This is a genomic window from Streptomyces sp. NPDC037301 (genome assembly GCF_055602785.1).
This window is the reverse complement of record NZ_JBVJWD010000022.1, coordinates 98,562-123,595: the sequence shown is the minus strand read 5'-3', so window position 1 is coordinate 123,595 and position 25,034 is coordinate 98,562. Positions and strand designations below refer to the sequence as shown.

Sequence of the window (25,034 nt, the reverse complement as noted above, 5' to 3'; positions counted from 1 at the left end):
GAGCGGGGTGCCTGCTTCTCCGAGCCGTTCCTCGGCTGCCGGGAGTTCACCCCCTCCTTCCCCCCCCCCCCCCCCCCACCCCCCCCCCTCCCCCCCCCCCCCCCCCCCCCCCCTCCCCCCCCCCCTCCTCCCCCCCCCCCCGTTTCCGTTTCTGCGCGGCCGGAACCGGGTGCGGCTATGCGGAAGGGTGTATGGGCGGCGCCCTGGACCCTGCTTGTGAATGTTGTTAGAAGTGTCCTTGAGCGCATGTTCGTGCACGAGCGAGCATGCAGAGTGGGCTCCGGGCTTGCCGGCAGGACTCTCTGACGGTCTCTTCGTATCGTTTCCATGTCGCTTCTGTGCCCTTTTTTGGGTCTTGGGCAACGTCGACGAGGTGCTCATGGGGTCCACGCAGAAACCTTTCTGTGTCAATAGATGTCTGTTATCTCTGCGAAATGAACAAGTCTTGCCATCGGGGCGCACGGTCGTGAACTATGTGCCTGTCGCCGCGAAGGAGCGCCGGCCGCATCCACGGTGGTGCGGGCCGCCTCCGTCACGGCAATGAGCGACGCCCAGAAGGACATCGTCGCGGGCCGCAAGCCGATCTCCGCCTACAAGGAGGAGCTGCGCAAGTGGCGCTCCGGTGGCGGCGACAAGATGCGCGCCGAGTACGAGGCATCGCTCGCCGGTAAGTAGCCTCCGGCCGCACCACCAGCACGGACACGCCCGCACCACCAGTACAGACAGAAGGGACCACCGTGTCAGACCTGCGACTCGGCGTCATCGGGCTCGGCCTGCGCCGTTCCATCGCGATGTCCGCCCACCACCCCGGACAGGGTTCGGCGATCACCGCCGTCTGCGACCTCGACCCCGAGGTGCGGCAGCGTGAGGCCGAGCGCTTCGGTACCGATGTCGCGGTCGAGGACTACAAGCTGCTCCTCGGCCGGGACGACCTCGACGCGATCATCATCGCCACGCCGGACGACACCCATGAGGTCATCGCCATCGATGCGCTCCGGGCCGGCAAGGCCGTCTTCGTCGAGAAGCCGCTCGGTATCACCGTCGAGAGCTGCGACAACGTCCTGCGTGCCGCTTACGAGACCGGGACCCGGCTGTACGTCGGACACAACATGCGCCACATGGGTGTCGTGCGGCTGATGCGCGACATCATCGCCCGCGGCGACATCGGCGAGCCCAGGGCCGTGTGGGTGCGGCACTTCGTCGGCTACGGCGGTGACTACTACTTCAAGGACTGGCACGCCGACCGGACCCGAACCACCGGACTGCTGCTCCAGAAGGCCGCCCACGACATCGACGTCCTGCACTGGCTGGCCGGCGGCTACACCCGCCGTGTCAACGCGCTCGGCGACCTCCTCGTCTACGGCGACCTGCCGCGTCGCGAGCCGGACACCCCGCGCCCGGCGAACTGGCTGCGCGAGTTCGACTGGCCGCCGACGGCTCGCAAGGACCTGCACCACATCGTGGACGTCGAGGACGTCTCGGTGATGAACATGCAGCTCGACAACGGCGTCGTGGCCGCCTACCAGCAGTGCCACTTCACCCCGGACTACTGGCGGAACTACACCGTCATCGGCACCGAGGGCCGTCTGGAGAACTTCGGTGACAGCCCCGGTGACGAGGTCAAGGTCTGGAACACCGGCCCCAGCGGTTACCGCGGCGACGCCGACATCACCTACCGGGTGCCGGACGCCGGCGGTTCGCACGGCGGCGGGGACACCCGGATCATGGAGGAGTTCTGCCGGTTCGTGCGCGACGGAGGCGTCACCGACACCTCGCCGGTCGCCGCCCGGATGAGCGTCGCGGCCGGTGTGCTCGCGACCCGTTCCCTGCGCGAGGGCGGTGCACCGTACGACGTACCGGCCCTCGACCCGGAGCTGATTGCGTACTTCGAACGTGGTCAGGTCCGCTAGGAACCGGCACGAGGCGTTTCGACGACCTTCGGTGACAGTGCTTCCGACGCCGTCACCGAAGGTCTCGGTACAGCTGTTTTCAGCCATGCTCGGTGGGTAGTCGGCTCTTTCCGGTTTGGCGACGGCTCGATGGGTGTCTGCCGCGATGCGTGACGCCGTCGGGTGAATTGTGGGTGATCATCCGGAAGATGTCGTATGGGGGTGCGGGGTGCCGGTCTCGTAGGGTCACCACGCCTGCGGCACCGGAGAGCAAGCGCGGCGATTTTGCGCCAATGGGATCTCGTGGTGGCCGAGTTCGAACGCATGGCCGGATCATGGTCGGCATAATCGCGTCCATGTCGATCACGGGTGGAGACGTCGTTGACCTGGGGCGGGGCCTGTACGCATGGCTCCCGCCGAAACGGGGCTGGGGGCTGGCGAACTGCGGTCTCCTCGTCTCGCCCCGTGGCGCGCTCTGGATCGACACCCCGTACGACGCCGTGCTGGCCGGCCAGTTCCTGGCCGAGTCCACGAAGCGGCTGCCCGACGGTGTCTCCATCGACCGGGTGATCGTCACCCACGCGAACGGCGACCACTTCTGGGGAGCGGGCGTACTCCCCGACGCGGAGATCATCGCGACCCGAGAAGCCCGCGAACACATCCATTACGAGCCCACACCCAAGCAGCAGCACGCGCTCGTCGCCACCGGCGATCCGGCCACCGCGCTCGGGGCCTACCTCGGACGTCACTTCGGCCCCTTCGACTGGTCGCAGACCGAGCCGGTGCAGCCGACGACATACTTCACCGGGGAGCTCGAACTGACCCTGGGGGAGTACCCGGTCCAGCTCTCCGCCCTGCCGTCCGCGCACACCACCGGCGACCTGATGGTCCATCTGCCCGCGCAGCGTGCCGTGTTCAGCGGGGACATCATCTTCTCCTCCACCCCCGCTCGGCCGGGCGATCATCCGGTGCACTGGGCGGGTCCGCTGAGCAATGTGATCGCGGCCTGCGAGCGGGTGCTGGCCACCGGCGCCGAGATCGTCGTCCCGGGGCACGGACCGGTCCTCGACCCTGCCGGGGTGCGCGATCACATCGTGTATCTGGAGTATGTGCGCGAGCGCGCCCACGCCTTTCACACAGCCGGGATTCCCGCCCTTGAGGCGGCCCGCCGGGTCATCGCCGAGGGGCGCTACCCGGAGCTCGGCCTTCCCGAGCGGCTGGTGGTGACCATCGGAAGCGAGTACCGGCAGCTCGACGGCTCCGAACTGCCCGGAGTGCTCCAGGTGCTGACCAATGTCGCCGCGGTCGCTCAAGAGGTGGAGCAGGCCCGTGAGTCGGCGGGCTCGGCGGCGAAGTAAGCAGGCCCGGCGGAGAAATGAGCGGAGCTTTTGCCGCCGCTTCGGCCGGAAGACCGATCCGACAACAGAAATGCGGTGACGGCATGGGATGGATCGTGGCGGTGATCGCCGTCGCTGCCGCCGTGGCGGCGGCTGTCCGCGCACAGAACGCTGCGCGCTCGGAGCACCTGGCCCTGGCCCGCGCCGAGCTGGCCGAACGGCAGTCGAAGGCCGCCGAGGCCCGTACCGCCGCCCTCACCGACGAGATCCGGCAGCTGGCCCGCAAGCGGATACCCGCCGCGGCGCTCGCCCTCTCCCACCCCACCGCCCAGGTCCCCGGACTGCGGGAGGCGGCCGAGGTCGACGGCGATTCCGCCCGGCTGCTCACCGAGGCCGTTCAGGCCGCTCGCACGGCGGTCGTCGAGGAGCGCGGGCGCGTCGACGCGGCCGCCCGGGCGGCGATGCGCGGCACCTCGGCCAAGATCCAGTCACTGCTCAACCAGTCCCAGCAACTGCTGCACGAGCTTCAGCACGAGTACGACGACCCACGGATCCTGCAGCTGGACTTCCGTAACGAACTGGCTTTGCGGCGTACCCAGGCCACCGCCGTGCTCTGCGACGCCTGGCCGGGGCTCGCCCGCCAGAACTCGCCGCTCGTCGAGATCGTGCTAGGCGCCCAGTCCCGGGTCGCCGGCTATGAGCGGATCAAGGTCGCCAACCATCTGCGCGACGAACGGCTCGCGCTCGTCGCCCGCGCAGCCGAACCTCTCGCGATCGCGCTCGCCGAATTGCTGGCCAATGCCACGGCCTACTCGCACCCCGACACCGATGTACAGGTGACCGTCCAGCAGAGCGGTGGCCGTGGCGCGTTCCTGGTCGTGGACGACGCGGGCATCGGCATGGACGACGATGCGCTCGACCGGGCCCGCGCCCTGCTGGCGGGCCCGTCCGAAGTGCTCCTGACCGAGCTGGGCGACCCACCGCAGACCGGTTTCGCAGTCGTCGGCCGGCTCGTGGTGCAGTACGGCTTCAACTGCCACATCGAGGCATCGCCGTTCGGCGGAATGCGTACGATCCTGCGTGTCCCCGCCCATCTGCTCACCGTGATGGAGGATGACCGCAGCCTCTCCGCCCTCGCCCCGAAGCCGATGCAGGCGCACGCCACTTCTTCGGTTGCCGCCCCCGCCGAGCCGGAACCCGCACCGGCACCGCAAGCCGTCGGCGGGCACCCCGCCGAGCTGCCCAGCCGGCGCCGACGTTCACCACGACCGACCCCGGCCCGGTCCGCATCCGCCGCCGTCACCCGGGACCGGGAACAGGTGTCCCGTACACCCGAGCAGGCCGAGGCTTCCTGGGCGGCACTGCAACAGGGCACCCTCAATGGCAGGAGCGTCGCCGGGCGGTCATCCGCACCGGCAGCGCACGATCATCACCCGGACGATCACCGCCCGGACGACCACGACGACCAAGGAGACGACGAGCAGTGAGCGCCCCCACTCCCACCACCGGTGACCTCGCATGGGTGCTGACCCCTCTGCTGGAGCTGCCCGGAGTCCAGCACGCCGTGGTCGCCACCGGCGACGGCCTCGTCGAGGGTGCCTCACCCGGCCTGGACCGGGCGTCCGGCGAGCGGGTCGCCGCCATGACCGCCACGCTGCACGCCGCGGCCCGCGCGTTCACCACGGCCTTCACCGACGTCGAGGCGCCGCGCCTGGTCCAGACGGTTGTCGAGTCCGACCAGGGCTTCGCCATCGTCGTACCGGCCGGGAACAACACCACACTCGCCCTGTTCGCGGAACCCGGAGCCAGACTCGGCGACATCGCCTACCAGATGCAGGTGCAGGTCACCGCCCTGACCCGGGCCATGAACGCGCCCGCCCGCCAACCGGATACCGCCGCCCGGCCATGACCTCCGGCCCCGGACGCCGTCTGATCCCCGCCTATCTGGTCACCGGCGGCCGGACCCGGCCCGCCGGTCCCGCGCTCGACCGGCTCGCCGTGCTCGTACGCACCGACACGGACCTGCCCCCGGACACCGGCTCGGAACAGCGCAGGCTGTGCGAGCTGCTCGAACCGGGCGCGCTCACCGTCGTCGAATCCGCGGCCCACCTGGATCTGCCGGTCAGCGCCACCGTCTTCCTGGCCACGGACCTCGCGGCCGCCGGACATCTGCAGACCCGACCGCCCATCCCCAGCGCCGGGGAGATCGACCGGTCGCTCGTCGAGAGGCTGCTCGTTGGACTCCGCTCCCTCCACTGACCGGACCGGCATCGGCTATCTGCCGCCTGCCGCCCAAACCCTGATGAAGCTCCTCGTCACGGGTCCCTTCGGCGTGGGCAAAACCACCCTGATCCGTACGCTGTCGGAGATCGCCACGCTCCACACCGAAGAGGCGATGACCCAGTCCAGCACCCGGCTCGACGACACCGCGGGCCTGCCGGACAAGACCACGACCACCGTCGCCATCGACTTCGGCCGGCTCACCGTCCTCGACGACCTGGTGCTCTACATGTTCGGCACGCCGGGCCAGCAGCGGTTCCTCCCGCTCTGGGAGGACATCGCACGTGGTGCGCTCGGCGCACTCGTCCTGGTCGACACCCGCAGGCTCGCCGACTCCTTCGCGGTCATGGACATGGTCGAGGAGCAGGGATTGCCGTACGCCGTCGCCGTCAACCGTTTCCCCGACGCCCCCGCCCACACCGACGAGGTCCTGCGTAAACACCTCGACCTCGCCCCCGAGACCCCGCTGGTGCAGTGCGACGCCCGCGAACGCCGCGCCGGCATCGACGCACTGATCGCGCTCGCCGAGCATGTGCTGACCCGAATGCCCCGGCCCGAGGACCCGTCATGACACCGCCCGTACAGCCGCCGCAGCCCCTCGCGCTGTACGGCCCGGACTTCGCCGCCGACCCGCAGAGCCACTACCGGCGCCTGCGTGGACACGGCCCACTGGCCCCCGTCCGGCTCGCGCCCGGCATCGACGCCCTGCTGGTCACGGACTACCAGGCCGCAGTCGACCTGCTGCGCGACACCCACACCTTCACCAAGGACCCGCGCGCCTGGCAGGCCACCGTCCCTGACGACTCGCCGGTCCTGCCCATGCTCGGCTACCGGCCCACCGCGCTCTTCAGCGACGGCGACGTACACGCCCGTTACCGCGACGCCATCAACGACAGCCTCGCCCTGATCGAGCCCCACGTCCTGCGGGCCGAGGTCGCCCGGGTCGCTCAGATGCTCATCGGTGAATTCGCCGCCACCGGCAGCGGCGACCTGATCGCTCAGTACGCCCGACGACTCCCGGTGCATGTCTTCGTCACCTGGTTCGGCGTACCGCCGGGCGACAGCGAACGCATCGTCAACGGCATCGCCGGCATGTTCAACTCCGCCGAGGACGCCGCCACCGCGTACGCCGACCTCGTCGAGGTCGTCACCGATCTGGTCGCCGACCGGCGCGCCCGGCCGCGCCGCGATCTCACCTCGTACCTCCTCGCCCATCCGGCCAGTCTCGACAACGACGAGACTGTGCGTCAGATCACTCTGATCATGAGCGCGGGCCACGATCCGACGACCAATCTGATCGGCAACGCTCTGCTGCACATGCTCACCGACACGCGCTACGCCGGCTCGCTGCACGGCGGCGCGATGACGGCACACGAGGCGATCAACGAGGTCCTCTGGCAGGACCCGCCGCTGGCCAATTTCGCGGCCCACTACCCGCGCCACGACACGGAGTTCCACGGCGTCCGACTGCGCGCCGGACAGCTGCTCCTCGTCTCCTACGCCGCCGCCAACACCCAGTCCGTGCCCGACCTTTCGGACCCCGGGGTCCGCTCCGGAGTCAGTGCCCATCTGGCCTGGTCGGCCGGTCCGCACCGGTGCCCGGCCAAGCAGCCGGCGCTGCTCATCGCCATGACCGCGATCGAGCAGCTCACCAGTCAGCTGTGCGACGCAGAACTGGACGTTCCGGTCAACGGACTGAAGTGGCGGCCGGGACCGTTCCACCGTGCTCTGGTGCGGCTTCCGGTACGTTTCACGCCCGTCGACATGACTGCGGAAACGGACCGGCAGGACGCGGCCGAGGGTGCTTCGGACGGGCCGTCAGCGGTGTCGATCAGCCCGTGAACCGTGTCGGTGGTACGCCGAACGGGTGAGGGGCGAGAGAATTGCCCGATGAACAGCGAGCGCAGCGGGCGCAACGCCGACCGAAGCACAGACGGGGTGGTCCGGTGAGCAGGTACGACAGGTACGACGTCACGGACGAGCAGTGGGAGGGGCTTGCCCAGGTCGTACCTCTGCGCGGCCGCGACGCGTGGCCGTCCAGGGTCGATCACCGTACGGTCCCCGACGAGAGCGCGGCAGCCGAACAACGGCGCCTCGTCGTGCTGCGGGTGCAGGTCTTCGCGGACGCGCGGGAGGTGGCGGAGTACCTGGTCGCACAGATCCCGGTGCTGCTCGATCTGACCAGCGCGGAGACGGATGTGGCCAAGCGCATCCTGGACTTCACCAGCGGGGTGGTCTTCGGTCTGGGCAGCGGAATGCACCGGGTCGACCGGAATGTCTTCCTGCTGTCGCCGCTCGGCATGGAGGTCGAGGGGGTTACGGCGGCGGGCGTACCCGGGTCGTAGGAAGGCTGCCGGGCGGGTGTTGGCAGGGTGACGAAAGCGGCCGGGTAGAGGCGGTCGTCGATCCCGGTGACGTACAGACCGCGGTGGGCGACGAAGCCGCTGTCCGCCGCGTCGTCGGCGCAGGGGGTCCAAAGCTGTTCGACGGGGTGCATGGTGCCGTCGTCGCCCTCGCTGGTCTCGATCTCGCACAGGGCCGTGGCGGTCACGCGCTCACCCCCGCGACGACGTCGGCCCGGAGCGCGGCGACGTCGGCCTCGTACGGGTCGATGCAGCTCTCGGGATCGCTGACGTCGAACGGTGCGCCCTTCGCGGTGACCGTGAAGCCGGGGACGACGGTGGCCGCCTTGCCCTCCAGCTCGGTGTTGAGGCGGTCGGCGTCGCGGGAGGCGAGCCAGGTCCGGGTGTACGGACCGAGGCGGAGCAGGGTATAGCCGGTGCCGTCGCTGCGTCGGGCTTCGACGTGGACGCCGTAGGCGGCCGGGGCCATGCCGACGTCGTCGGGGAGGTCCAGACCCGCCGCGGCGTGGGTGAGCATCGCGTAGGCCGGCTGCCAGGCACCGAGGTCCGTAGCCGTCTCGCACCGCAGCCAGCCCATGCTGGAGTAGCGGAAGGCGTAGGCCGCGGCGTGCGGAACGTCGGGGTGAACCAGCGCGACGGCGATCTGGTCGGGTCCGTGGTCGTCACCCGGGCGCGTGTGCGCGCGCTCAACGAACGGGCCGACGCGGACGGCGACGACGCTACATCCGCGCGCCCGACCTGAACACTGTCGCAGGCCGCATCAACCGCCTTGGCGGTGGCGCGGCACGTCTCCTCCAACACCCCTCCTCATCCGGCGGGACCTCATGCCCCGGCCTGACACACCGCCGGGGCGATGCTCTGCAGTCAGTCGGTTCCATCAGGGGGCCTGCCGTGTCAGTGGTGGCTGCGACTATCCGTTCATGACAGTGAGACCTGTGAGTGAATCGTGGCAGCGGATCGAGATGTGGCTGGCTGTGCATGCGCCGCGGACGTTCGCGTCGCTGAGTCAGCCTGCCTGTGCGGACGCGATCAGCGCCGCGGCTGATGAGTTGGGGATGCGGTTTCCCGCAGATCTGGTCGAGTCTCTTCTGCGTCACGACGGTGTCGCTCGAGGCGACGGCGGCTTCGCGTTCCCCGGTGGGGAGGTGCTGATGTCCTTGGAGGGTCTGCTGGAACGGGGGCGAATGTACGAGCAGTTGTGGGGCAGGGACCACGAGATTATTGAGAGCGGATACTGGAACCCGGAGTTTTTGATGTTCGCGGAGCGGAACGTCACTCCGGACGGGCTGGCCCTCGACTGCCGCAGCGGTGCCACGTTCGGAGCGGTAGGTTGGCATTTCAAGGGAGAAGGGACCAGCTTCGGGCAGTGGGCCTCCCTTGCGGCGTTCCTGCATGAGCTGGCGGACTGCCTCGAGCACGGGCATGCCATGGGGTGGCCGCGGAAATGCGTGCCGGTCGCCTGGCAGGGGGCTCTGCTGTGGGAGGAGGCTCCCGAGCCGCCATCCGCCCTCCGGTCTGTCTTCGAGCTCGCGGCAGCGGCTTCTGCACCCGCCGTTCCCGAACCTGAATACGGTCACGTGCCGCCGATTGTGGAGGAGGGGTGGGCCGGTGGATACCACGCGTTCTGTCTCACTTTCGTACACGGCGTGGACGAGGCAGAGCTCTTGCGTCGTTTCGGCGCCCTGCATGACACGTGGCGCCTTCGTTCACGCGCGGAGGCCCGCGACGATGCTGCCCGGTGGACCAGTGGTTACCTCCCGGTGGTCCGGGCCGGCAGCTGTGGGCAGTGGGCGTTTGGAATCGAGGAAGGGGCGGGGGAAGGCGCTCGCGGCGAGGTTCTGCGTCGCTTGTCCCAAGGCAGTCAGGCCGTGTCCGTGGCCTTCTCGGGCTTCACCAGGCTGTCCCTCTACGAAGATGGGCAACTGGTGACGGTTTACGCAGCGTCGCCGGATCAGCGCTGTCGTACCCGGAGCCCGGCGCGACCGTGACGCCATCGCCCACGAGGTCAACCACCGTCCACGCAAGACCCACGGCTACCGCACCCCGGCGGAGGTCTACGCTCACCTCCTGAACAGCGGCGATGCGCAGACCGCTTGAGCTCGCCACCGTCTGCCGACACTCGCTCCCGTGATACGGGCCCGGCAGGCATGGAAGGCCACCGGTCAGGACCACACCGCGAGGGCGGGAGTCGGGTCAGCAGTCGCCCGGTGCCGCGCAGCGCGCCCACCGGGCTCACCCGGGTGGCGAGGCATGTGACCAGTCCGGCCGGCACGGCGAGCAGCAGCAGCGATGACAGCACCAGCAGCACTGGCAGCACCGGGACGTACAGCCGCCGTCGGCGGCCGCTGGGACGGCGATAGCGCATCGTCACCAGCTGCGGGATCACCGGGGCCCCTCCAGCTCGGCCAGCGCCTCCTGGGCACTGATCTCCCCCGCCGCAGGCGGTCAACGACGTCGGCGGCGCCGATGGGTGCAGGGTCGGTGTCGACGAAGTCGAGGTGCTCGGCGATCCGTTTCAGCCGGGACTTGATCGTCGGGTAGCTCACCCCGAAGGTCCGCTCCATCTCCTTGATCGAACCGTGCGACCGTACGAAGGCGGCAACGAACACCTGGTCGTCGATGCTGAGCTGAGCCAGCTGCGGCGGCTCGAACTGCCCCTCGATCGCGATCCCGCTGCCGGCGAGACGGACCCGCTCGACCACCCTCCACCCCCACCGACCGTCTCGTCTTCCATATGCTCGGCGCCATCCCAACTTCAACACGCTGAACTTGACAGAGAAAGGGTGCGCCGGTCCACGTCGTTCGATCGTGGGAATGCCGTCCGGGGCGGGGTCGCCGCGGCAGGCGTAGCCCGATCGTAGGAAGGTCGTTCAGGCGGAACGGTTCGCCGCTTTGCGCTCTGCGTACGGTCCGTCCATGAGTGCACTCCGCCCGGGGACCACCCCGCCACCGTCCGCCCGTACATCCGTGCTTGGTGAAGCTCCTGCCGCTACCGGCACGTCCGCGTTCGGTGATGGCCCCGCCGCTACGGATGCGTCGGCCCGTCCGGAAGCCGTGTGGCGTTGCGGCGGTCCTGTCCGCTCCGCCGGACCTGTCGTCACCGAACTGCGGTTGTCCGCCTTCGCCTCGCATCGGGGTGCCAACTTCCCCATCGGCCCGGTCACGCTCTTCGCCGGACCCGGCGGCAGCGGCAAGTCGAGTGCGTTGCGGGCGTACGAGGCGCTGTCGCGGCTGGGCAGCGGAGACCCGCTCGACGAGGTCTTCCCGGACCCGGCGGGGTGCGTACCGGAAAGCGCCGCGGCCGATGCGCAGGGCCGCCGCGGATTCCGGATCGGCTGCACGACGGACGGTCCGGCAGGACCGGTACGGCTCGACGTGGCCGTCCAGGCGGAGCCCACCCTCCGTATCGTCGGTGAACGGCTCACCGGCGGTGGCGAGACCCTGCTCACCACCGCATTGCGCGACCCGGGGCGCTCGACGGTCCAGGCGGCCTGGCACACAGCGGGTGCGGTCCCGGTGACGCGTGCGCCGCTGCCGGACGACCGCCTCGGAACGGCCCTGCTGCCGCTGCGGGTGGCGGGCAGGACCGAGGGGCAGTTACAGGTCCTGGCCGCCGCCGAACAGATGGTCGTGGCCCTGCGGTCGGTCTTCGCCTGTGAACCGCAGCCGCCGCGGATGCGTGCGCCCGTACCGGCGGGCGACGGCCGGCTGCGCCGCGGCTGCGACAACCTCGCGGCGGTGCTGGAGCGCACGCACACGCAGTGCGCCCAACGCCACTCCCGGCTGGTCGCGGCGACTCACGCAGGATGCGCGGGGCCGGTGACCGCACTCGGTGTCGAGCGGCTCGCGGACGGGTTGCTGCGCGCGACCGTCGGGCGCGACGGGGGGCGTGCGACGCCGGTCGGCCGGCTCGGCGACGGTGAGCTGAGGTATCTCGCGCTTGCTCTGGTACTGCTCACCGGCCCCGGGGTGCTGGCGGTGGACGCCGCGGGCGAGGTGCCGTCGGCCATGCAGACCCTCACCGTGCTGGCCGACGGAATCGACCGGGACCTGGACGGACGGCAGTTGCGCGGACTGCTGGATCTGGCGGTGTCGACCGGGGCGGCCGGGCACCTCAGGCTGGTGGGGACGGTCACGGAGTCGGGTGCGGTGCGAGCCCGGGAGACGGCCGGGGTGACGGTGGTAGACCTGAAGCCGTGACAGAACTTGATGTACGCGCCCTGCAGCAACGGCTCGCCGCGTTCGCGGCTGCACGGGACTGGGAGCAGTACCACAACCCGAAGAACCTGGCGGCGGCGCTGAGCGTCGAGGCGTCCGAACTGGTCGAAATCTTCCAGTGGTTGACGCCGGAGCAGTCAGCGCGGGTGATGGAGACACCCGAGACGGCGCACCGGGTGGCGGACGAGGTCGCGGATGTTCTCGCTTATCTGCTGCAGTTCTGCGAGGTGTTGGGGATCGACGCACTGACGGCGCTGGCGGAGAAGATCGACCGGAATGAGGCCCGATTCCCGGTGCGGGAGCGCCCGGACACCCTTGATTCGCCAGATCGTCACTCTTCGGAGTGATCCACCTATTCACAGTCGACTTCCTGTCCACAGATTTCCGAATTCCCCTGGCTTTTCGGTAGGGACGCCCTCACTGTGGGTAATGGATGAGTTGAGCGGCTTTTCGTACGGACTGGGGTAACGCATGGAAGCGGAGCGGCTTGTGGGAGTCAGTCGGCGTGCTCTGGCACAGAGCCGCTGCACACCGGACATCATCGCCGAGGCATGGCAGGCCCAGGCGCTCGCTCAGGCGATCGGCAGCCGGTTGGCGGCGGACGGGCCCAAGGAGCTACGGGGAGAGGCACGCGGGCTCAGCGAGATCGGCGGAAGGAGTGGCGGGGCGCTGGACCACCCGGCGGCGCGGGCCGGAGTGGCGCGGGCCGCGCAGCTCTCCGGGCTCGCCGAACCGCGGGCGACGCTGACGGGGCTGGGCACACTGCTCGGAGAGGTGGGGATAGCCCTGGTCGGGGTGGCCTGCGAGACCGACGAGCAGGGGCTCTACTGGCAGTGCATGGAGGCGATCGACGCGGCCGACGAGTCCATGGACCGGGTGCACGGAATGCTCCGGCGCCTCGATGAGCAGGACCGGGAGCGGCAGCAGGATCTGGAGCGAGGCCGGGAGCGGGACGGCCCCTACGGTGCGATCCGCGGACCGGCGGGCTCGGCGGCGGGTCAGCCGTGACCGCGCAGGATTCAGGGAGTGACGAGGGACGGGACGGCCGTGACCGTAGAGGGCTTCGGCAGGGGCGGCGCGTGGGAGAGAGAAGGAGGGGAACGACCGGCATCCGGAGGTGCAGGATGGATGCATGGATCTTCGAATCTTCACCGAGCCCCAGCAAGGGGCCGACTACGACACCCTGCTCACCGTCGCCAAGGCGGCCGAAGACCTCGGCTTCGACGCCTTCTACCGCTCCGACCACTACCTCCGCATGGGCCCGGGGGACGGGCTGCCCGGCCCGACCGACGCGTGGATCACCCTGGCCGGGCTGGCGCGCGAGACCAAGCGGATCCGGCTCGGCACGCTGATGACCGCAGGGACCTTCCGGCTCCCCGGCGTGCTCGCCATCCAGGTCGCGCAGGTCGACCAGATGTCCGGCGGGCGCGTGGAGCTCGGCCTCGGCGCAGGCTGGTTCGAGGAGGAGCACAAGGCCTACGGCATTCCGTTCCCCAAGGAGAAGTTCGGCAGGCTGGAGGAGCAGCTGGAGATCGTCACCGGACTCTGGGCGACCGAGATCGGCAAGACGTTCAGCTTCGACGGCACGTACTACCAGCTGACCGATTCGCCCGCGCTGCCCAAGCCGGCGCAGGCCAAGGTGCCGGTCCTGATCGGCGGTCACGGTGCGACGCGCACACCGCGGCTGGCCGCCCAGTACGCGGACGAGTTCAATATTCCCTTCGCGTCGCTGGAGGACAGCGAGAAGCAGTTCGGCCGGGTCAGGGAGGCGGCGAAGGCGGCCGGCCGCGGACCGGACGACCTGGTGTACTCCAACGCCCTGGTGGTCTGCGTCGGCAAGAACGACGCAGAGGTGGCGCGGCGCGCCTCCGTCATCGGCCGTGAGGTGGCGGAGCTGAAGGCGAACGGGCTCGCGGGCTCACCCGCCGAGGTGGTCGACAAGATCGGCAGGTACGGCGCGATCGGGTCGTCCCGGATCTACCTCCAGGTCCTGGATCTGGACGACCTGGAGCACCTGGAGCTGATCTCCTCCCAGGTCCAGTCCCAGTTCACCTGAGCCGGGAACCATCCCGGCTCACCCGAGTCAGGGGTCGGTCGCCGTTCACCCGAGCCAGGTCCGGGCCCGGCTCACTAGGGAGTCACCCGTGCAACCCGTCCGTTCAGTCAGCGGTCCGCCCGTCCGTGCGCTTGATCGTGCCCTCTTGGAGGGGACGGTCCTGCTCGACGGTGGTCTCTCCAACCAGTTGGAGGCGCAGGGCTGCGATCTGTCCGACGCTCTGTGGTCGGCCCGGCTGCTGGCCGACGGGCCGGGGCAGATCGAGGCCGCACACACTGCCTATGTGCGGGCGGGTGCGCAGGTGCTCATCACGGCCAGTTACCAGGCGACCTTCGAGGGATTCGAGGGCCGGGGAATCGGACGGGCCCAGGCGGCGGAGCTGTTCGCCCGAAGTGTGCGGCTGGCGCGGCGGGCCGCGGGTGCGGTGGAGCGGGAGATCTGGGTCGCCGCCTCGGTCGGCCCGTACGGGGCGATGCTGGCGGACGGCAGCGAGTACCGGGGCCGCTACGGGCTCTCCGTCCGGGAGCTGGAGCGGTTTCACCGGCCGAGGGTGGAGGCGCTGGCCGCCGCAGGGCCCGATGTGCTGGCGCTGGAGACGGTGCCGGACATCGACGAGGCCGAGGCGTTGCTGCGGGCGGTCGAGGGGTGCGGGCTGCCCGTCTGGCTCTCGTACAGCGTGGCGGGGGACCGGACCAGGGCGGGGCAGTCGCTGGAGACGGCCTTTGCCCTCGCCTCAGGGCATGACCGTGTGCTGGCCGTCGGGGTGAACTGCTGTGATCCGGCGGACGCGGACCGGGCGGTGCGGGTGGCGGCGGAGGTGGCCGGGAAACCGGTCGTGGTCTATCCGAACAGCGGTGAGCGGTGGGATGCCGTCGGCCGGGAGTGGGCCGGCGCTTCCACCTTCGATCCGGGGAGAGTACGGGCTTGGGAGGATGCCGGCGCCCGGCTGGTGGGCGGCTGCTGCCGGGTCGGCCCGGAGACCGTCGCGGAGCTGGCCGGCCTGCTCGGCGCAGCGACGGCAGGTGAAGGGAAAGGAGGGTCAACAGTGCCGTAGACACATGAAAATACCTGGTGGGGGGCGAGTGAAGCGGACCATACTCGGACGTGTGTTCCTGACAATCAGTACGACCGGCAACCCGGAACGTCCCGCGACCGATCTCGGCTTTCTGCTGCACAAGCATCCCGAGAAGGCGCAGACGTTCTCGACCTCCCATGGCACCGCGCATGTCTTCTATCCCGAGGCATCCGCCGAGCGCTGCACAGCGGCGCTCCTGCTGGAGGTGGATTCCGTGGCGCTGGTGAGGCGTGGCAAGGGCAAGGGCAGGGGCGGCGCCCCCGATGCGGCGCTCGCGCAGTACGTCAACGACCGTCCGTATGCGGCGTCCTCGCTGCTCTCCGTCGCGATGAGCACGGTCTTCAAGACCGCGCTGAACGGTGTGTGCCGCGCGCTGCCCGAACGTGCACAGGCGCCGCTTCCGCTGAGGATCGACGTGCCCGCATTGCCGGCGCGCGGCGGCGCGGAACTGGTGCGCAAGCTCTTCGGGCCGCTCGGCTGGAAGAGCGTGGACGCCGTGGCCGTACCTCTGGACGAGCAGTTCCCGGAGTGGGGGGACTCGAGGTACGTACGGCTGGTGCTGGAAGGCGAGTTGCGGCTGGCGGACGCGCTGCGGCAGCTGTACATCCTGCTGCCGGTGCTCGACGACGCCAAGCACTACTGGGTCGCACCGGACGAGGTGGACAAGCTGTTGCGGGCCGGTGAGGGCTGGCTGGCCGGCCACCCCGAGCAGAAACTGATCACCAGCCGCTATCTTTCCCGGCGCTGGGGGCTGACCCGGCAGGCGATGCAGCGGCTCGAACTGGTGCGGCTCGCCGAGTCGGACGACCTGGACGTCGAGAGCATCGACAACGCAGTGGACGAGACGACCGACACCGAGGAGAAGCCGTTGCCGCTCGCCGAGCAGCGGCGCACCGCGATCCTCGACGCGCTGCGCACCGCCGGGGCGAGCCGGATCCTCGACCTGGGCTGCGGTCAGGGCCAGTTGGTGCAGGCACTGCTCAAGGACGTGGGCTTTACGGAGATCGTCGGCGTCGATGTCTCGATGCGCGCCCTCACCATCGCCTCACGACGGCTGAAGCTGGACCGGATGGGGGAGCGGCAGGCCGGACGGGTCACGCTTCAGCAGGGCTCGCTCACCTACACCGACAAGCGGCTCAAGGGGTATGACGCGGCCGTGCTCAGCGAGGTCATCGAGCACCTCGACCTGCCGAGGCTGCCCGCGCTGGAGTACGCCGTGTTCGGTTCGGCCCGACCGCGGACCGTGCTCGTGACGACACCGAACGTCGAGTACAACGTCCGCTGGGAGACTCTTCCGGCCGGGCATGTGCGCCACGGCGACCACCGGTTCGAGTGGACCAGGGCCGAGTTCCGCGACTGGGCCCAGGAGGTGGCACGGCGGCATGGATACGGGGTCGATTTCGTCCCCGTGGGGCCCGACGACCCCGAGGTGGGGCCACCCACACAGATGGCCGTGTTCACGATGACCGCGGCCGATGAGAGCAGGAACGAGAGCAAGAACGAGAACGAGAGCAGGAACGAATCCTGGCACGAGACCGCCAACGAGACCGAGAAGGGGGCGAAAGCCGCATGACCAGTACTTCGCGCACGTTGCCGGTGACCGACCTCTCCCTCGTGGTGCTCATCGGAGCCAGCGGTTCCGGCAAGTCCACCTTCGCCCGTAAGCACTTCAAGCCCACGGAGATCGTCTCCTCGGACTTCTGCCGCGGCCTGGTCGCCGACGACGAGAACGACCAGAGCGCCAGCCGTGACGCCTTCGACGTCCTGCACTACATCGTGGGCAAGCGGCTCGCCGCCGGGCGGCTGACCGTCGTGGACGCCACCAGCGTCCAGTCCGAGAGCCGCAAGCAGCTGGTCCAGCTGGCCAGGAGCCACGACGTGCTGCCCATCGCGGTCGTTCTCGACCTGCCCGAAGAGGTCTGCATCGCGCGCAATGCGGACCGCCCCGACCGCGCCGACATGCCGCGCCACGTCATCCAGCGCCACCGCCGTGAACTGCGCCGCTCGCTGCGCGGCCTGGAGCGCGAGGGCTTCCGCAAGGTGCACATTCTGCGCACCGAAGAGGAGGCGGAGCACGCCGAAGTGGTGCTGGAGCGCCGCTACAACGACCTCCGCCACCTCACTGGACCTTTCGACATCATCGGCGACATCCACGGCTGCAGTTCCGAGCTGGGGGCCCTGCTCGGCAAGCTCGGCTACGTCGACGGCGCGCACCCCGAAGGGCGTACGGCGGTCTTCGTCGGCGACCTCGTGGACCGCGGCCCCGACAGCCCCGGGGTGCTGCGCCGCGTCATGTCCATGGTGTCGGCGGGCAACGCCCTGTGCGTGCCGGGCAACCACGAGAACAAGCTCGGCCGCTACCTCAAGGGCCGCAAGGTCCAGCACACCCATGGACTCGCCGAGACCATCGAGCAGTTGGACCGGGAGGACGAGAAGGACCCCGCCTTCCGCGAGCAGGTGCGGGAGTTCATCGACGGGCTCGTCAGCCACTACGTGCTCGACGAGGGCAAGCTCGTCGTCTGTCACGCCGGACTGCCCGAGAAGTACCACGGGCGCACCTCCGGGCGGGTCCGCTCGCACGCGCTGTACGGGGACACCACCGGCGAGACCGACGAGTTCGGCCTGCCCGTGCGCTACCCGTGGGCGGAGGAGTACCGCGGCCGTGCCGCCGTGGTCTACGGCCACACCCCGGTGCCCAATACCTCCTGGGTCAACAACACCATCTGCCTGGACACCGGTGCGGTCTTCGGCGGGAAGATGACCGCGCTGCGCTGGCCGGAGCGCGAGCTCGTCGACGTACCGGCCGAGAAGGTCTGGTACCAGCCGGCCAAGCCGCTGACCACCGAGGCGCCCGGGGGCAGGGAGGGCAGGCCGCTGGACCTCGCCGATGTGCACGGCCGCCGGATCGTGGAGACCCGGCACATGGGCCGCATCTCGGTCCGCGAGGAGAACGCCGCGGCGGCGCTCGAAGTGATGAGCCGGTTCGCCGTCGACCCGCGGCTGCTCGGCTACCTCCCGCCGACCATGGCGCCCACCGCCACCTCGCACGAGGACGGCTACCTGGAGCACCCGGCCGAGGCCTTCGCTCAGTACCGGGCGGACGGTGTCACCAAGGTCGTGTGCGAGGAGAAGCACATGGGCTCGCGTGCGGTGGCGCTGGTCTGCCGGGACGCGAACACCGCCCGTGAGAGGTTCGGCGCAGGGGGAACCTCCCCCGCTTCCGGCGGTGAAGGAGGTCCGACCGGGGCGCTCTACACCCGCACCGGAAGGCCGTTCCTCGACGACGTCGCACTCACCGAGGTGATCCTCGGCAGGCTGCGCACCGCCGTCACCGCCGCCGGACTCTGGGAGGAGTGGGACACCGACTGGGTGCTGCTCGACGCCGAGCTGATGCCGTGGTCTCTCAAGGCGGCCGGGCTGCTGCGCTCGCAGTACGCCGCGGTCGGTGCCGCATCCGGGGCGGTCCTCCCGGAGGCCAACGCGGCACTCGCGGCAGCGCTGGCCCGTGGGGTGGACGTGGGCGCGCTCGCGGACCGCCAGCAGGGACGGGCCGAGGACGCGACGGCGTTCACCGAGGCGTACCGCCGCTACTGCTGGAGCACCCAGGGCCTGGACGGGGTGCGGCTCGCGCCGTTCCAGATCCTCGCCGTGCAGGGCCGCTCGACGGCCTCCGTACCGCACGACGAGCAGCTGGCCTGGCTCGACCGGTTGGTCGAGCACGATCCGACCGGGCTGCTGCAGGTCACCCGCAGGCTCGTCGTCGACACCGGTGACGAGGCGTCGGTGCGCTCCGGTATCGACTGGTGGCTGGAGATGACCGGCCGCGGCGGCGAAGGCATGGTCGTCAAGCCGCTTGCCGCGCTCGTACGGGACGGCAAGGGCAGACTGGTCCAGCCGGGCGTCAAGGTGCGCGGCCGGGAGTACCTCCGGATCATCTACGGCCCCGAGTACACCCGCCCGGAGAATCTGGAGCGGCTGCGCGGCCGGTTCCTCGGCCACAAGCGGTCGTTGGCGCTCCGGGAGTACGCGCTGGGGCTCGAAGCGCTGGACCGGCTGGCCGACGGGGAGCCGCTGTGGCGGGTCCACGAGGCGGTGTTCGCGGTGCTGGCCCTGGAGTCGGAGCCGGTCGACCCGCGGCTGTAGGCCTTGGCGCCGGCGGGCTTTCCCGGTGAGATCAACGGAAAACCGCTGGCGATTCGTCGGGTGAACGGCGCTCCGCACGGTGAGGATGGATGCATGGGATTCCATGTCGACTCCGAGGCCGGGCGGCTGCGCCGCGTCATCCTGCACCGCCCCGATCTTGAACTGAAGCGGCTCACCCCCAGCAACAAGGACGCACTCCTGTTCGACGACGTGCTCTGGGTGCGCCGCGCCCGCCAGGAGCACGACGGCTTCGCGGACGTGCTGCGCGACCGCGGAGTGGAGGTGCACCTCTTCGGCGATCTGCTCCGCGAGTCGCTGGAGATCCCGGTGGCCAGGCGGCTCGTCCTGGACCGGGTCTTCGAGGAGAAGGAGTACGGCCCGCTCGCCACCGAGCATCTGCGGGCCGCCTTCGAGGAGTTGCCCAGCGCCGAGCTGGCCGAGGCGCTGGTCGGCGGAATGACCAAGCGGGAGTTCCTGGAGCGGCACAGCGAGCCGACCTCCGTCCGCTTCCATGTCATGGACCTGGACGACTTCCTGCTCGGCCCGCTGCCGAATCATCTCTTCACCCGGGACACCTCGGCCTGGATATACGACGGGGTGTCGATCAACGCGATGCGCTGGCCGGCCCGGCAGCGCGAGACCGTCCACTTCGAGGCGATCTACCGCCATCACCCCCTCTTCACCGGCCCCGACGCAGGCGTCTTCCACCACTGGTCGGAGGGGCAGGACGACTACCCCTCCACCATCGAAGGCGGCGACGTACTGGTCATCGGCCACGGCGCCGTACTCATCGGGATGAGCGAGCGCACCACCCCGCAGGCGGTGGAGATGCTGGCCCGTGGACTGTTCGACGCCGGCTCGGCGCACACGATCGTGGCGCTCGACATGCCCAAGCGCCGGGCGTTCATGCACCTCGACACAGTCATGACGATGATCGACGGCGACACCTTCACCAAGTACGCGGGCCTGGGCATGCTCCGCTCGTACACCATCGAGCCCGGTGAAGGGCCGAGGGACCTGAAGGTCACCGACCATCCGCCCGAGCACATGCACGACGCGATCGCGCACGCCCTGGGCCTGGACTCGATCCGGGTCCTCACAGCCACCCAGGATGCGCACGCCGCCCAGCGCGAGCAGTGGGACGACGGCTGCAATGTGCTGGCTGTCGAGCCGGGCGTCGTCGTCGCGTACGAGCGCAACGCCACCACCAACACCTATCTGCGCAAGGAGGGCATCGAGGTCATAGAGATCCGCGGCAGCGAACTCGGCCGGGGCAGGGGCGGCCCCCGCTGCATGAGCTGCCCCGTGGTGCGTGATCCGGTGTAACGGTGCACGACCTGGTGCAGCGGTGCGCGACACGGTGCAAGGAAAGCGACTCTGCACAAAGAGTCTCCGCACGAAGAGTCTCCGCACGAAGAGTCGGCGCACAAGGCAAGAGTCCCCGTATAGCGATGCAATGCTTCGTATAGACTTCCAGGGTCACTGCATGCACGACCTCACCCGACCCAGGAGCAGTCCCATGGCCATAGACCTCGCAGGCCGCCACTTCCTCAAGGAGCTGGACTTCACGGCCGAGGAGTTCCGCGGCCTGATCGATCTCGCGGCCGAGCTCAAGGCCGCCAAGAAGTCGGGGACCGAAGTGCAGCGGCTGCGCGGCAAGAACATCGCGCTCATCTTCGAGAAGACCTCGACCCGTACCCGCTGCGCCTTCGAGGTGGCGGCCGCCGATCAAGGTGCGTCCACGACGTATCTCGATCCCTCCGGCTCGCAGCTGGGGCACAAGGAGTCGGTGAAGGATACGGCCCGTGTCCTCGGTCGGATGTTCGACGGCATCGAATACCGCGGTGACAGCCAGGCGGCCGTCGAGGAGCTGGCTGCGTACGGCGGCGTTCCGGTCTTCAACGGACTCACCGACGACTGGCACCCGACGCAGATGCTCGCCGACGTCCTCACCATGGCCGAGCACAGCGAGAAGCCGCTGGATCGGATCGCCTTCGCCTACCTCGGCGACGCCCGCTTCAACATGGGCAACTCCTACCTGGTCACCGGAGCCCTGCTGGGCATGGACGTGCGGATCGTCGCGCCGAAGTCGTACTGGCCGGCCGAGGAGATCGTCACCGAGGCCCGCAGGCTGGCCGAGGCCAGTGGTGCGACGGTCACTCTCACCGAGGACATCGCCGAGGGCGTCAAGGGCGCGGACTTCGTCGCCACCGATGTCTGGGTCTCCATGGGCGAGCCCAAGGAGGTCTGGGGCGAGCGCATCGAGGCTCTCGCGCCGTACGCCGTGACCATGGACGTCCTGCGCGCCACCGGCAACGCGGACGTGAAGTTCCTGCACTGCCTCCCGGCCTTCCATGACCTCGGCACCAAGGTCGGGCGGGAGATCGAGGCCGCCCATGGGCTGACGGAGCTGGAGGTCACCGACGAGGTCTTCGAGTCCACGCACTCCGTCGTCTTCGACGAGGCCGAGAACCGGATGCACACGATCAAGGCCGTTCTGGTGGCAACCCTGGCGGCCGCAAGCTGACTGCCGCATGATCATGCGCCCGATTGGGTGAACATGCGTGAAGGTGGCTAATATGTTGTCTCTTGGTGGGGTTCGAGCTCGCACGCTCGAACCCCATTTTCGTGTGTGTCACCAGAGCCCGGAGCTCCCCCACAGGGCCCCGGGTGCACATCCCCCCACATGCTCCACCAGAGAAGAGACCGTCCCCGTGAGTCCGCTGCGCCCACCGAGCTCCCTGCGCCCCTCCGGGCCACGCATCAAGAGCCCCCACCAGCTGATCGCCGAGTCCGGCGCCGACCTGGAGGGGCACGGCCTCAAACGCACCATGGGACTCTTCCAGCTGGTGTGCTTCGGTGTCGGCGCCGTCGTCGGCACCGGAATCTTCGTCGGCCTCTCCGACAGCGTCGCCGAGGCGGGCCCCGCGGTCGTGGTGTCGTTCGTGCTCGCCGCGATCACCTGCATCTTCACCGCGTTCTCCTTCGCCGAGCTGGGCAGTGCGATCCCGGTGTCCGGCAGCTCGTACTCCTTCGCCTACGCGACCCTCGGCGAACGCATCGCGTTCCTCGTCGGCTGGTGTCTGCTGCTGGAGTACGGAGTCTCGGTCTCCGCGGTCGCCGTCGGCTGGAGCCAGTACGTCAATGAGCTGCTGAACAGCCTGTTCGGCTGGCAGCTGCCTACGGCCCTCTCGGCGGGGCCCGGCGACGGCGGAGTGATCAATCTGCCCGCGGTCCTGGTGGTCATGATGGCCGCCACCCTGCTGGTGCGCGGCGTCCGGGAGAGTGCGGGGGCCACCACCGCGATGGCGGTCCTCAAGATCGCCATTCTGATCATGTTCTGCGTCATCGCCTTCACGGCCTTCGAGCACGGGAATCTCACGCCGTTCGTCGCCCACGGGGCGGGCGGGGTCACCGCCGGTGCGTCGCTGGCCTTCTTCTCGTACATCGGCTTCGACGCCATCACCACCGCGGGCGAAGAGGCCAAGAACCCGCGGCGGAACATCCCGATCGCGATCATGGTCTGCATCGGCCTGGTCACCCTGCTCTACTGCGCCGTCGCGCTCGCGGCCATCGGCGCCCTCGGCCCGGAGGCCGTCGCCGACAAGCCGGCCGCGCTCTCGATCGTCGTCGACCAGGTCACCGACTCGACCGTCGGCGGCGGAATCATCGCTTTCGGAGCGGTCGTCGCGATCGCGTCCGTCGTGCTCGCGGTGATGTACGGGCAGACCCGCATCCTGATGTCGATGTCCCGCGACGGTCTGATCCCGCGGGTCTTCGAGCGGGTCTCGCCGCGGACGGCGACGCCGGTTGCGAACACCTGGATCGTGGCGGTCGTCTTCGCGATCCCGGCGGCCTTCTCGTCGCTCGACGTGGTGGTGAATCTGACGACCATCGGCACGCTGGGCACCATGGTCGCGGTGAACATCGCGGTGATCGTGCTGCGCCGCCGGAACCCTGAGGTGACGGGTTCGTTCCGGGTGCCGCTCTACCCGGTGAGCCCGCTCCTGGGTGTCGTCTTCTGCCTCTATCTGATGTACGGGACGGGCTGGGCGACCTGGGTGCAGTTCGCTGTCTTCCTGATCGTCGGTGCGGCGGTATACGTCTTCTACGGACGCAGCCGTTCCCGGCTGGCCGCTGCCGACGCGGGTTGATGAGGGCGGCCGGTCGGCTCTGAGATGTCCGGTCAGCTCCGAGGCGTACGGGACGGCAGGGTGAACCACACCGCCTTGCCGTGCTCCGTCGTGCGGTGACCGCAGGACGAGCTGAGCGTACGGATCAGCAGCAGACCCCGGCCGTGTTCCTGCCAGGGGTCCGGCGCACTGCCGGGCTCCGGATGGGAGAGATCGCCCGGCGGGGCCGGGTCGCGGTCGTGCACCTCCACCTGGCAACCGGTCGACAGGAGCTCCACCACCAGCTCGATGGGTTCGTCGCTGCGGGTGTGCTCCACGGCGTTGGCGACCAGTTCGGCGGTGAGGAGCTCGGCGGTATCGGAATCGGCCGGTGCTTCGATGTCCGCCAGTGCTGTACGGATCAGGGCGCGAGCGACCGGTACGGCCACCGTCGAATGCGGCAGGGCAATCCGCCAGGAGGCGGGGAGGGGGACATCGGAGGGCACGGCACGGTTTCCGTTCCGGAGTTCATGAACTTTCTGGAGGTCAAGACTTCTCGGTTGCAACCTTACGAAGTGCAACGACACAGGCAAGGGACCGCCGACCGGCACGAAGGGGACGTTCGGCATTGAGTTCTCACGCTCCGCCTATTGCGTGCTCGTGACGAGAGTCACGTACGAGTGATAAGTTCGTTCGCAGGTAGCAGCCCGACGGCTGAAGGGGAGCCCCCTCGATGAGCCCGTTTCCCAGCTCCGCCCCACGTACGGATGACTGGCGCCATCTGCGGCTGACGACGGATGACGGAGTTGCCACCGTCACCCTCGCCCGCCCCGAGAAACTCAACGCTCTCACCTTCGGTGCCTACGCCGACCTGCGCGACCTGCTTGCCGAACTGTCCCGCGAACGCACCGTGCGCGCTCTGGTGCTCGCGGGGGAGGGCCGCGGTTTCTGCTCAGGCGGAGATGTCGACGACATCATCGGCGCGACACTCGCCATGGACACCGCCCAGCTCCTCGATTTCAACCGCATGACCGGACAGGTGGTGCGGGCCCTACGTGAAACCCCCTTCCCCGTCATCGCCGCCGTACACGGCGTGGCCGCAGGTGCCGGCGCGGTTCTTGCGCTGGCCGCCGACTTCCGGATCGCCGATCCGTCCGCCCGCTTCGCCTTCCTCTTCACCAAGGTCGGTCTCTCCGGCGGCGACATGGGCGCCGCCTATCTGCTGCCGCGTGTCGTCGGCCTCGGCCATGCCACCCGGCTGCTGATGCTCGGCGAACCAGTCCGCGCACCCGAAGCGGAACGGATCGGACTGATCAGCGAGCTGACCGAAGAGGGCCAGGCGGATGTGCGCGCGGCAGCGCTCGCCCGCCGCCTCGCCGACGGACCGGCCCTCGCCCTCGCCCAGACCAAGGCGCTGCTCACTGCCGAACTCGACATGCCGCTCGCCGCCGCGGTCGAGATGGACGCCGCGACCCAGGCCCTGCTGATGCACGGTGACGACTACGCCGAATTCCACGCCGCCTTCACCGAGAAGCGGCCACCGAAGTGGCAAGGCCGGTAG

24 protein-coding genes are annotated in these 25,034 nt (G+C 69.5%); 21 read left to right on the top strand and 3 right to left on the bottom strand.

Annotated elements, in window-relative coordinates; translation table 11 throughout:
• Positions 1-540: 540 nt before the first annotated feature.
• The 9 genes from ACZ7IB_RS30035 to ACZ7IB_RS29995 all read left to right on the top strand — a co-directional run bounded on the left by ACZ7IB_RS30035 (position 541) and on the right by ACZ7IB_RS29995 (position 7,851).
• Complete coding sequence (locus tag ACZ7IB_RS30035) at positions 541-675, top strand: hypothetical protein (RefSeq protein WP_470916928.1); 135 nt, start codon at positions 541-543, stop codon at positions 673-675.
• A gap of 62 nt (positions 676-737) precedes the next feature.
• Complete coding sequence (locus ACZ7IB_RS30030; protein ID WP_470916927.1) at positions 738-1,910, top strand: Gfo/Idh/MocA family protein; 1,173 nt, start codon at positions 738-740, stop codon at positions 1,908-1,910.
• A gap of 335 nt (positions 1,911-2,245) precedes the next feature.
• Positions 2,246-3,247 (top strand): MBL fold metallo-hydrolase, encoded by a 1,002-nt coding sequence (locus ACZ7IB_RS30025; RefSeq protein ID WP_470916926.1) that lies wholly within the window; start codon positions 2,246-2,248, stop codon positions 3,245-3,247.
• 83 nt (positions 3,248-3,330) lie between these two features.
• Positions 3,331-4,713: an ATP-binding protein gene (locus ACZ7IB_RS30020; RefSeq protein ID WP_470916925.1), complete on the top strand. Its 1,383-nt coding sequence runs from the start codon at positions 3,331-3,333 to the stop codon at positions 4,711-4,713.
• On the top strand, positions 4,710-5,135 hold the full coding sequence (locus ACZ7IB_RS30015) for a roadblock/LC7 domain-containing protein (RefSeq protein ID WP_470916924.1): 426 nt from the start codon (positions 4,710-4,712) through the stop codon (positions 5,133-5,135). Before ACZ7IB_RS30020 ends, ACZ7IB_RS30015 begins: the two co-directional genes overlap by 4 nt.
• A complete protein-coding gene (locus ACZ7IB_RS30010) occupies positions 5,132-5,485 on the top strand; it encodes a DUF742 domain-containing protein (protein ID WP_470916923.1) in 354 nt (117 codons plus the stop codon). Before ACZ7IB_RS30015 ends, ACZ7IB_RS30010 begins: the two co-directional genes overlap by 4 nt.
• Complete coding sequence (locus tag ACZ7IB_RS30005; protein WP_470916922.1) at positions 5,463-6,077, top strand: GTP-binding protein; 615 nt, start codon at positions 5,463-5,465, stop codon at positions 6,075-6,077. Before ACZ7IB_RS30010 ends, ACZ7IB_RS30005 begins: the two co-directional genes overlap by 23 nt.
• Complete coding sequence (locus tag ACZ7IB_RS30000; RefSeq protein WP_470916921.1) at positions 6,074-7,348, top strand: cytochrome P450 family protein; 1,275 nt, start codon at positions 6,074-6,076, stop codon at positions 7,346-7,348. Before ACZ7IB_RS30005 ends, ACZ7IB_RS30000 begins: the two co-directional genes overlap by 4 nt.
• A 104-nt stretch (positions 7,349-7,452) precedes the next feature.
• Positions 7,453-7,851 carry a cell division protein SepF gene (locus ACZ7IB_RS29995; protein ID WP_470916920.1) on the top strand — a complete coding sequence of 133 codons (399 nt, stop codon included), beginning with the start codon at positions 7,453-7,455 and terminating at the stop codon, positions 7,849-7,851.
• Positions 7,852-8,053: 202 nt separating this feature from the next.
• On the opposite strand, the gene ACZ7IB_RS29990 is transcribed toward ACZ7IB_RS29995, so the two are convergent.
• Entirely contained in the window at positions 8,054-8,446 is a 393-nt protein-coding gene (locus ACZ7IB_RS29990) for a hypothetical protein (protein WP_470916919.1), read from the bottom strand.
• 358 nt (positions 8,447-8,804) lie between these two features.
• Here ACZ7IB_RS29990 and ACZ7IB_RS29985 point away from each other — a divergent pair, with 358 nt between their 5' ends.
• Positions 8,805-9,857: an SMI1/KNR4 family protein gene (locus ACZ7IB_RS29985; RefSeq protein ID WP_470916918.1), complete on the top strand. Its 1,053-nt coding sequence runs from the start codon at positions 8,805-8,807 to the stop codon at positions 9,855-9,857.
• A gap of 174 nt (positions 9,858-10,031) precedes the next feature.
• On the opposite strand, the gene ACZ7IB_RS29980 is transcribed toward ACZ7IB_RS29985, so the two are convergent.
• On the bottom strand, positions 10,032-10,571 hold the full coding sequence (locus tag ACZ7IB_RS29980; RefSeq protein ID WP_470916917.1) for a DUF2089 family protein: 540 nt from the start codon (positions 10,569-10,571) through the stop codon (positions 10,032-10,034).
• A gap of 214 nt (positions 10,572-10,785) precedes the next feature.
• Between ACZ7IB_RS29980 and ACZ7IB_RS29975 the strand changes: the two genes are divergently transcribed.
• The 10 genes from ACZ7IB_RS29975 to ACZ7IB_RS29930 all read left to right on the top strand — a co-directional run bounded on the left by ACZ7IB_RS29975 (position 10,786) and on the right by ACZ7IB_RS29930 (position 23,515).
• Positions 10,786-12,069 (top strand): AAA family ATPase, encoded by a 1,284-nt coding sequence (locus ACZ7IB_RS29975; RefSeq protein WP_470916916.1) that lies wholly within the window; start codon positions 10,786-10,788, stop codon positions 12,067-12,069.
• On the top strand, positions 12,066-12,434 hold the full coding sequence (locus ACZ7IB_RS29970; protein ID WP_401997700.1) for a nucleotide pyrophosphohydrolase: 369 nt from the start codon (positions 12,066-12,068) through the stop codon (positions 12,432-12,434). Before ACZ7IB_RS29975 ends, ACZ7IB_RS29970 begins: the two co-directional genes overlap by 4 nt.
• Positions 12,435-12,558: 124 nt before the next feature.
• Positions 12,559-13,095: a DUF6099 family protein gene (locus ACZ7IB_RS29965; protein WP_401997703.1), complete on the top strand. Its 537-nt coding sequence runs from the start codon at positions 12,559-12,561 to the stop codon at positions 13,093-13,095.
• 124 nt (positions 13,096-13,219) lie between these two features.
• Positions 13,220-14,143, top strand: a complete 924-nt coding sequence (locus ACZ7IB_RS29960; protein WP_413752520.1) for an LLM class F420-dependent oxidoreductase — start codon at positions 13,220-13,222, stop codon at positions 14,141-14,143.
• Between the two features lie 145 nt (positions 14,144-14,288).
• A complete protein-coding gene (gene mmuM / locus ACZ7IB_RS29955; RefSeq protein ID WP_470916915.1) occupies positions 14,289-15,197 on the top strand; it encodes a homocysteine S-methyltransferase in 909 nt (302 codons plus the stop codon).
• A gap of 52 nt (positions 15,198-15,249) precedes the next feature.
• The gene (locus tag ACZ7IB_RS29950; protein ID WP_470916914.1) at positions 15,250-16,791 is read left to right on the top strand and encodes a 3' terminal RNA ribose 2'-O-methyltransferase Hen1; all 1,542 of its coding nucleotides are present in this window, start codon (positions 15,250-15,252) and stop codon (positions 16,789-16,791) included.
• Positions 16,788-19,361, top strand: a complete 2,574-nt coding sequence (locus ACZ7IB_RS29945) for a polynucleotide kinase-phosphatase (RefSeq protein WP_470916913.1) — start codon at positions 16,788-16,790, stop codon at positions 19,359-19,361. Before ACZ7IB_RS29950 ends, ACZ7IB_RS29945 begins: the two co-directional genes overlap by 4 nt.
• A 93-nt stretch (positions 19,362-19,454) precedes the next feature.
• Positions 19,455-20,687, top strand: a complete 1,233-nt coding sequence (locus ACZ7IB_RS29940; RefSeq protein WP_327272387.1) for an arginine deiminase — start codon at positions 19,455-19,457, stop codon at positions 20,685-20,687.
• Between the two features lie 193 nt (positions 20,688-20,880).
• Positions 20,881-21,888 carry an ornithine carbamoyltransferase gene (argF, locus tag ACZ7IB_RS29935; RefSeq protein WP_470916912.1) on the top strand — a complete coding sequence of 336 codons (1,008 nt, stop codon included), beginning with the start codon at positions 20,881-20,883 and terminating at the stop codon, positions 21,886-21,888.
• Between the two features lie 187 nt (positions 21,889-22,075).
• The gene (locus ACZ7IB_RS29930) at positions 22,076-23,515 is read left to right on the top strand and encodes an amino acid permease (protein WP_470916911.1); all 1,440 of its coding nucleotides are present in this window, start codon (positions 22,076-22,078) and stop codon (positions 23,513-23,515) included.
• Positions 23,516-23,547: 32 nt separating this feature from the next.
• On the opposite strand, the gene ACZ7IB_RS29925 is transcribed toward ACZ7IB_RS29930, so the two are convergent.
• A complete protein-coding gene (locus ACZ7IB_RS29925) occupies positions 23,548-23,979 on the bottom strand; it encodes an ATP-binding protein (RefSeq protein ID WP_470916910.1) in 432 nt (143 codons plus the stop codon).
• A gap of 227 nt (positions 23,980-24,206) precedes the next feature.
• On the opposite strand from ACZ7IB_RS29925, the gene ACZ7IB_RS29920 reads away from it, so the two are divergent.
• On the top strand, positions 24,207-25,034 hold the full coding sequence (locus ACZ7IB_RS29920; protein WP_114247191.1) for an enoyl-CoA hydratase family protein: 828 nt from the start codon (positions 24,207-24,209) through the stop codon (positions 25,032-25,034).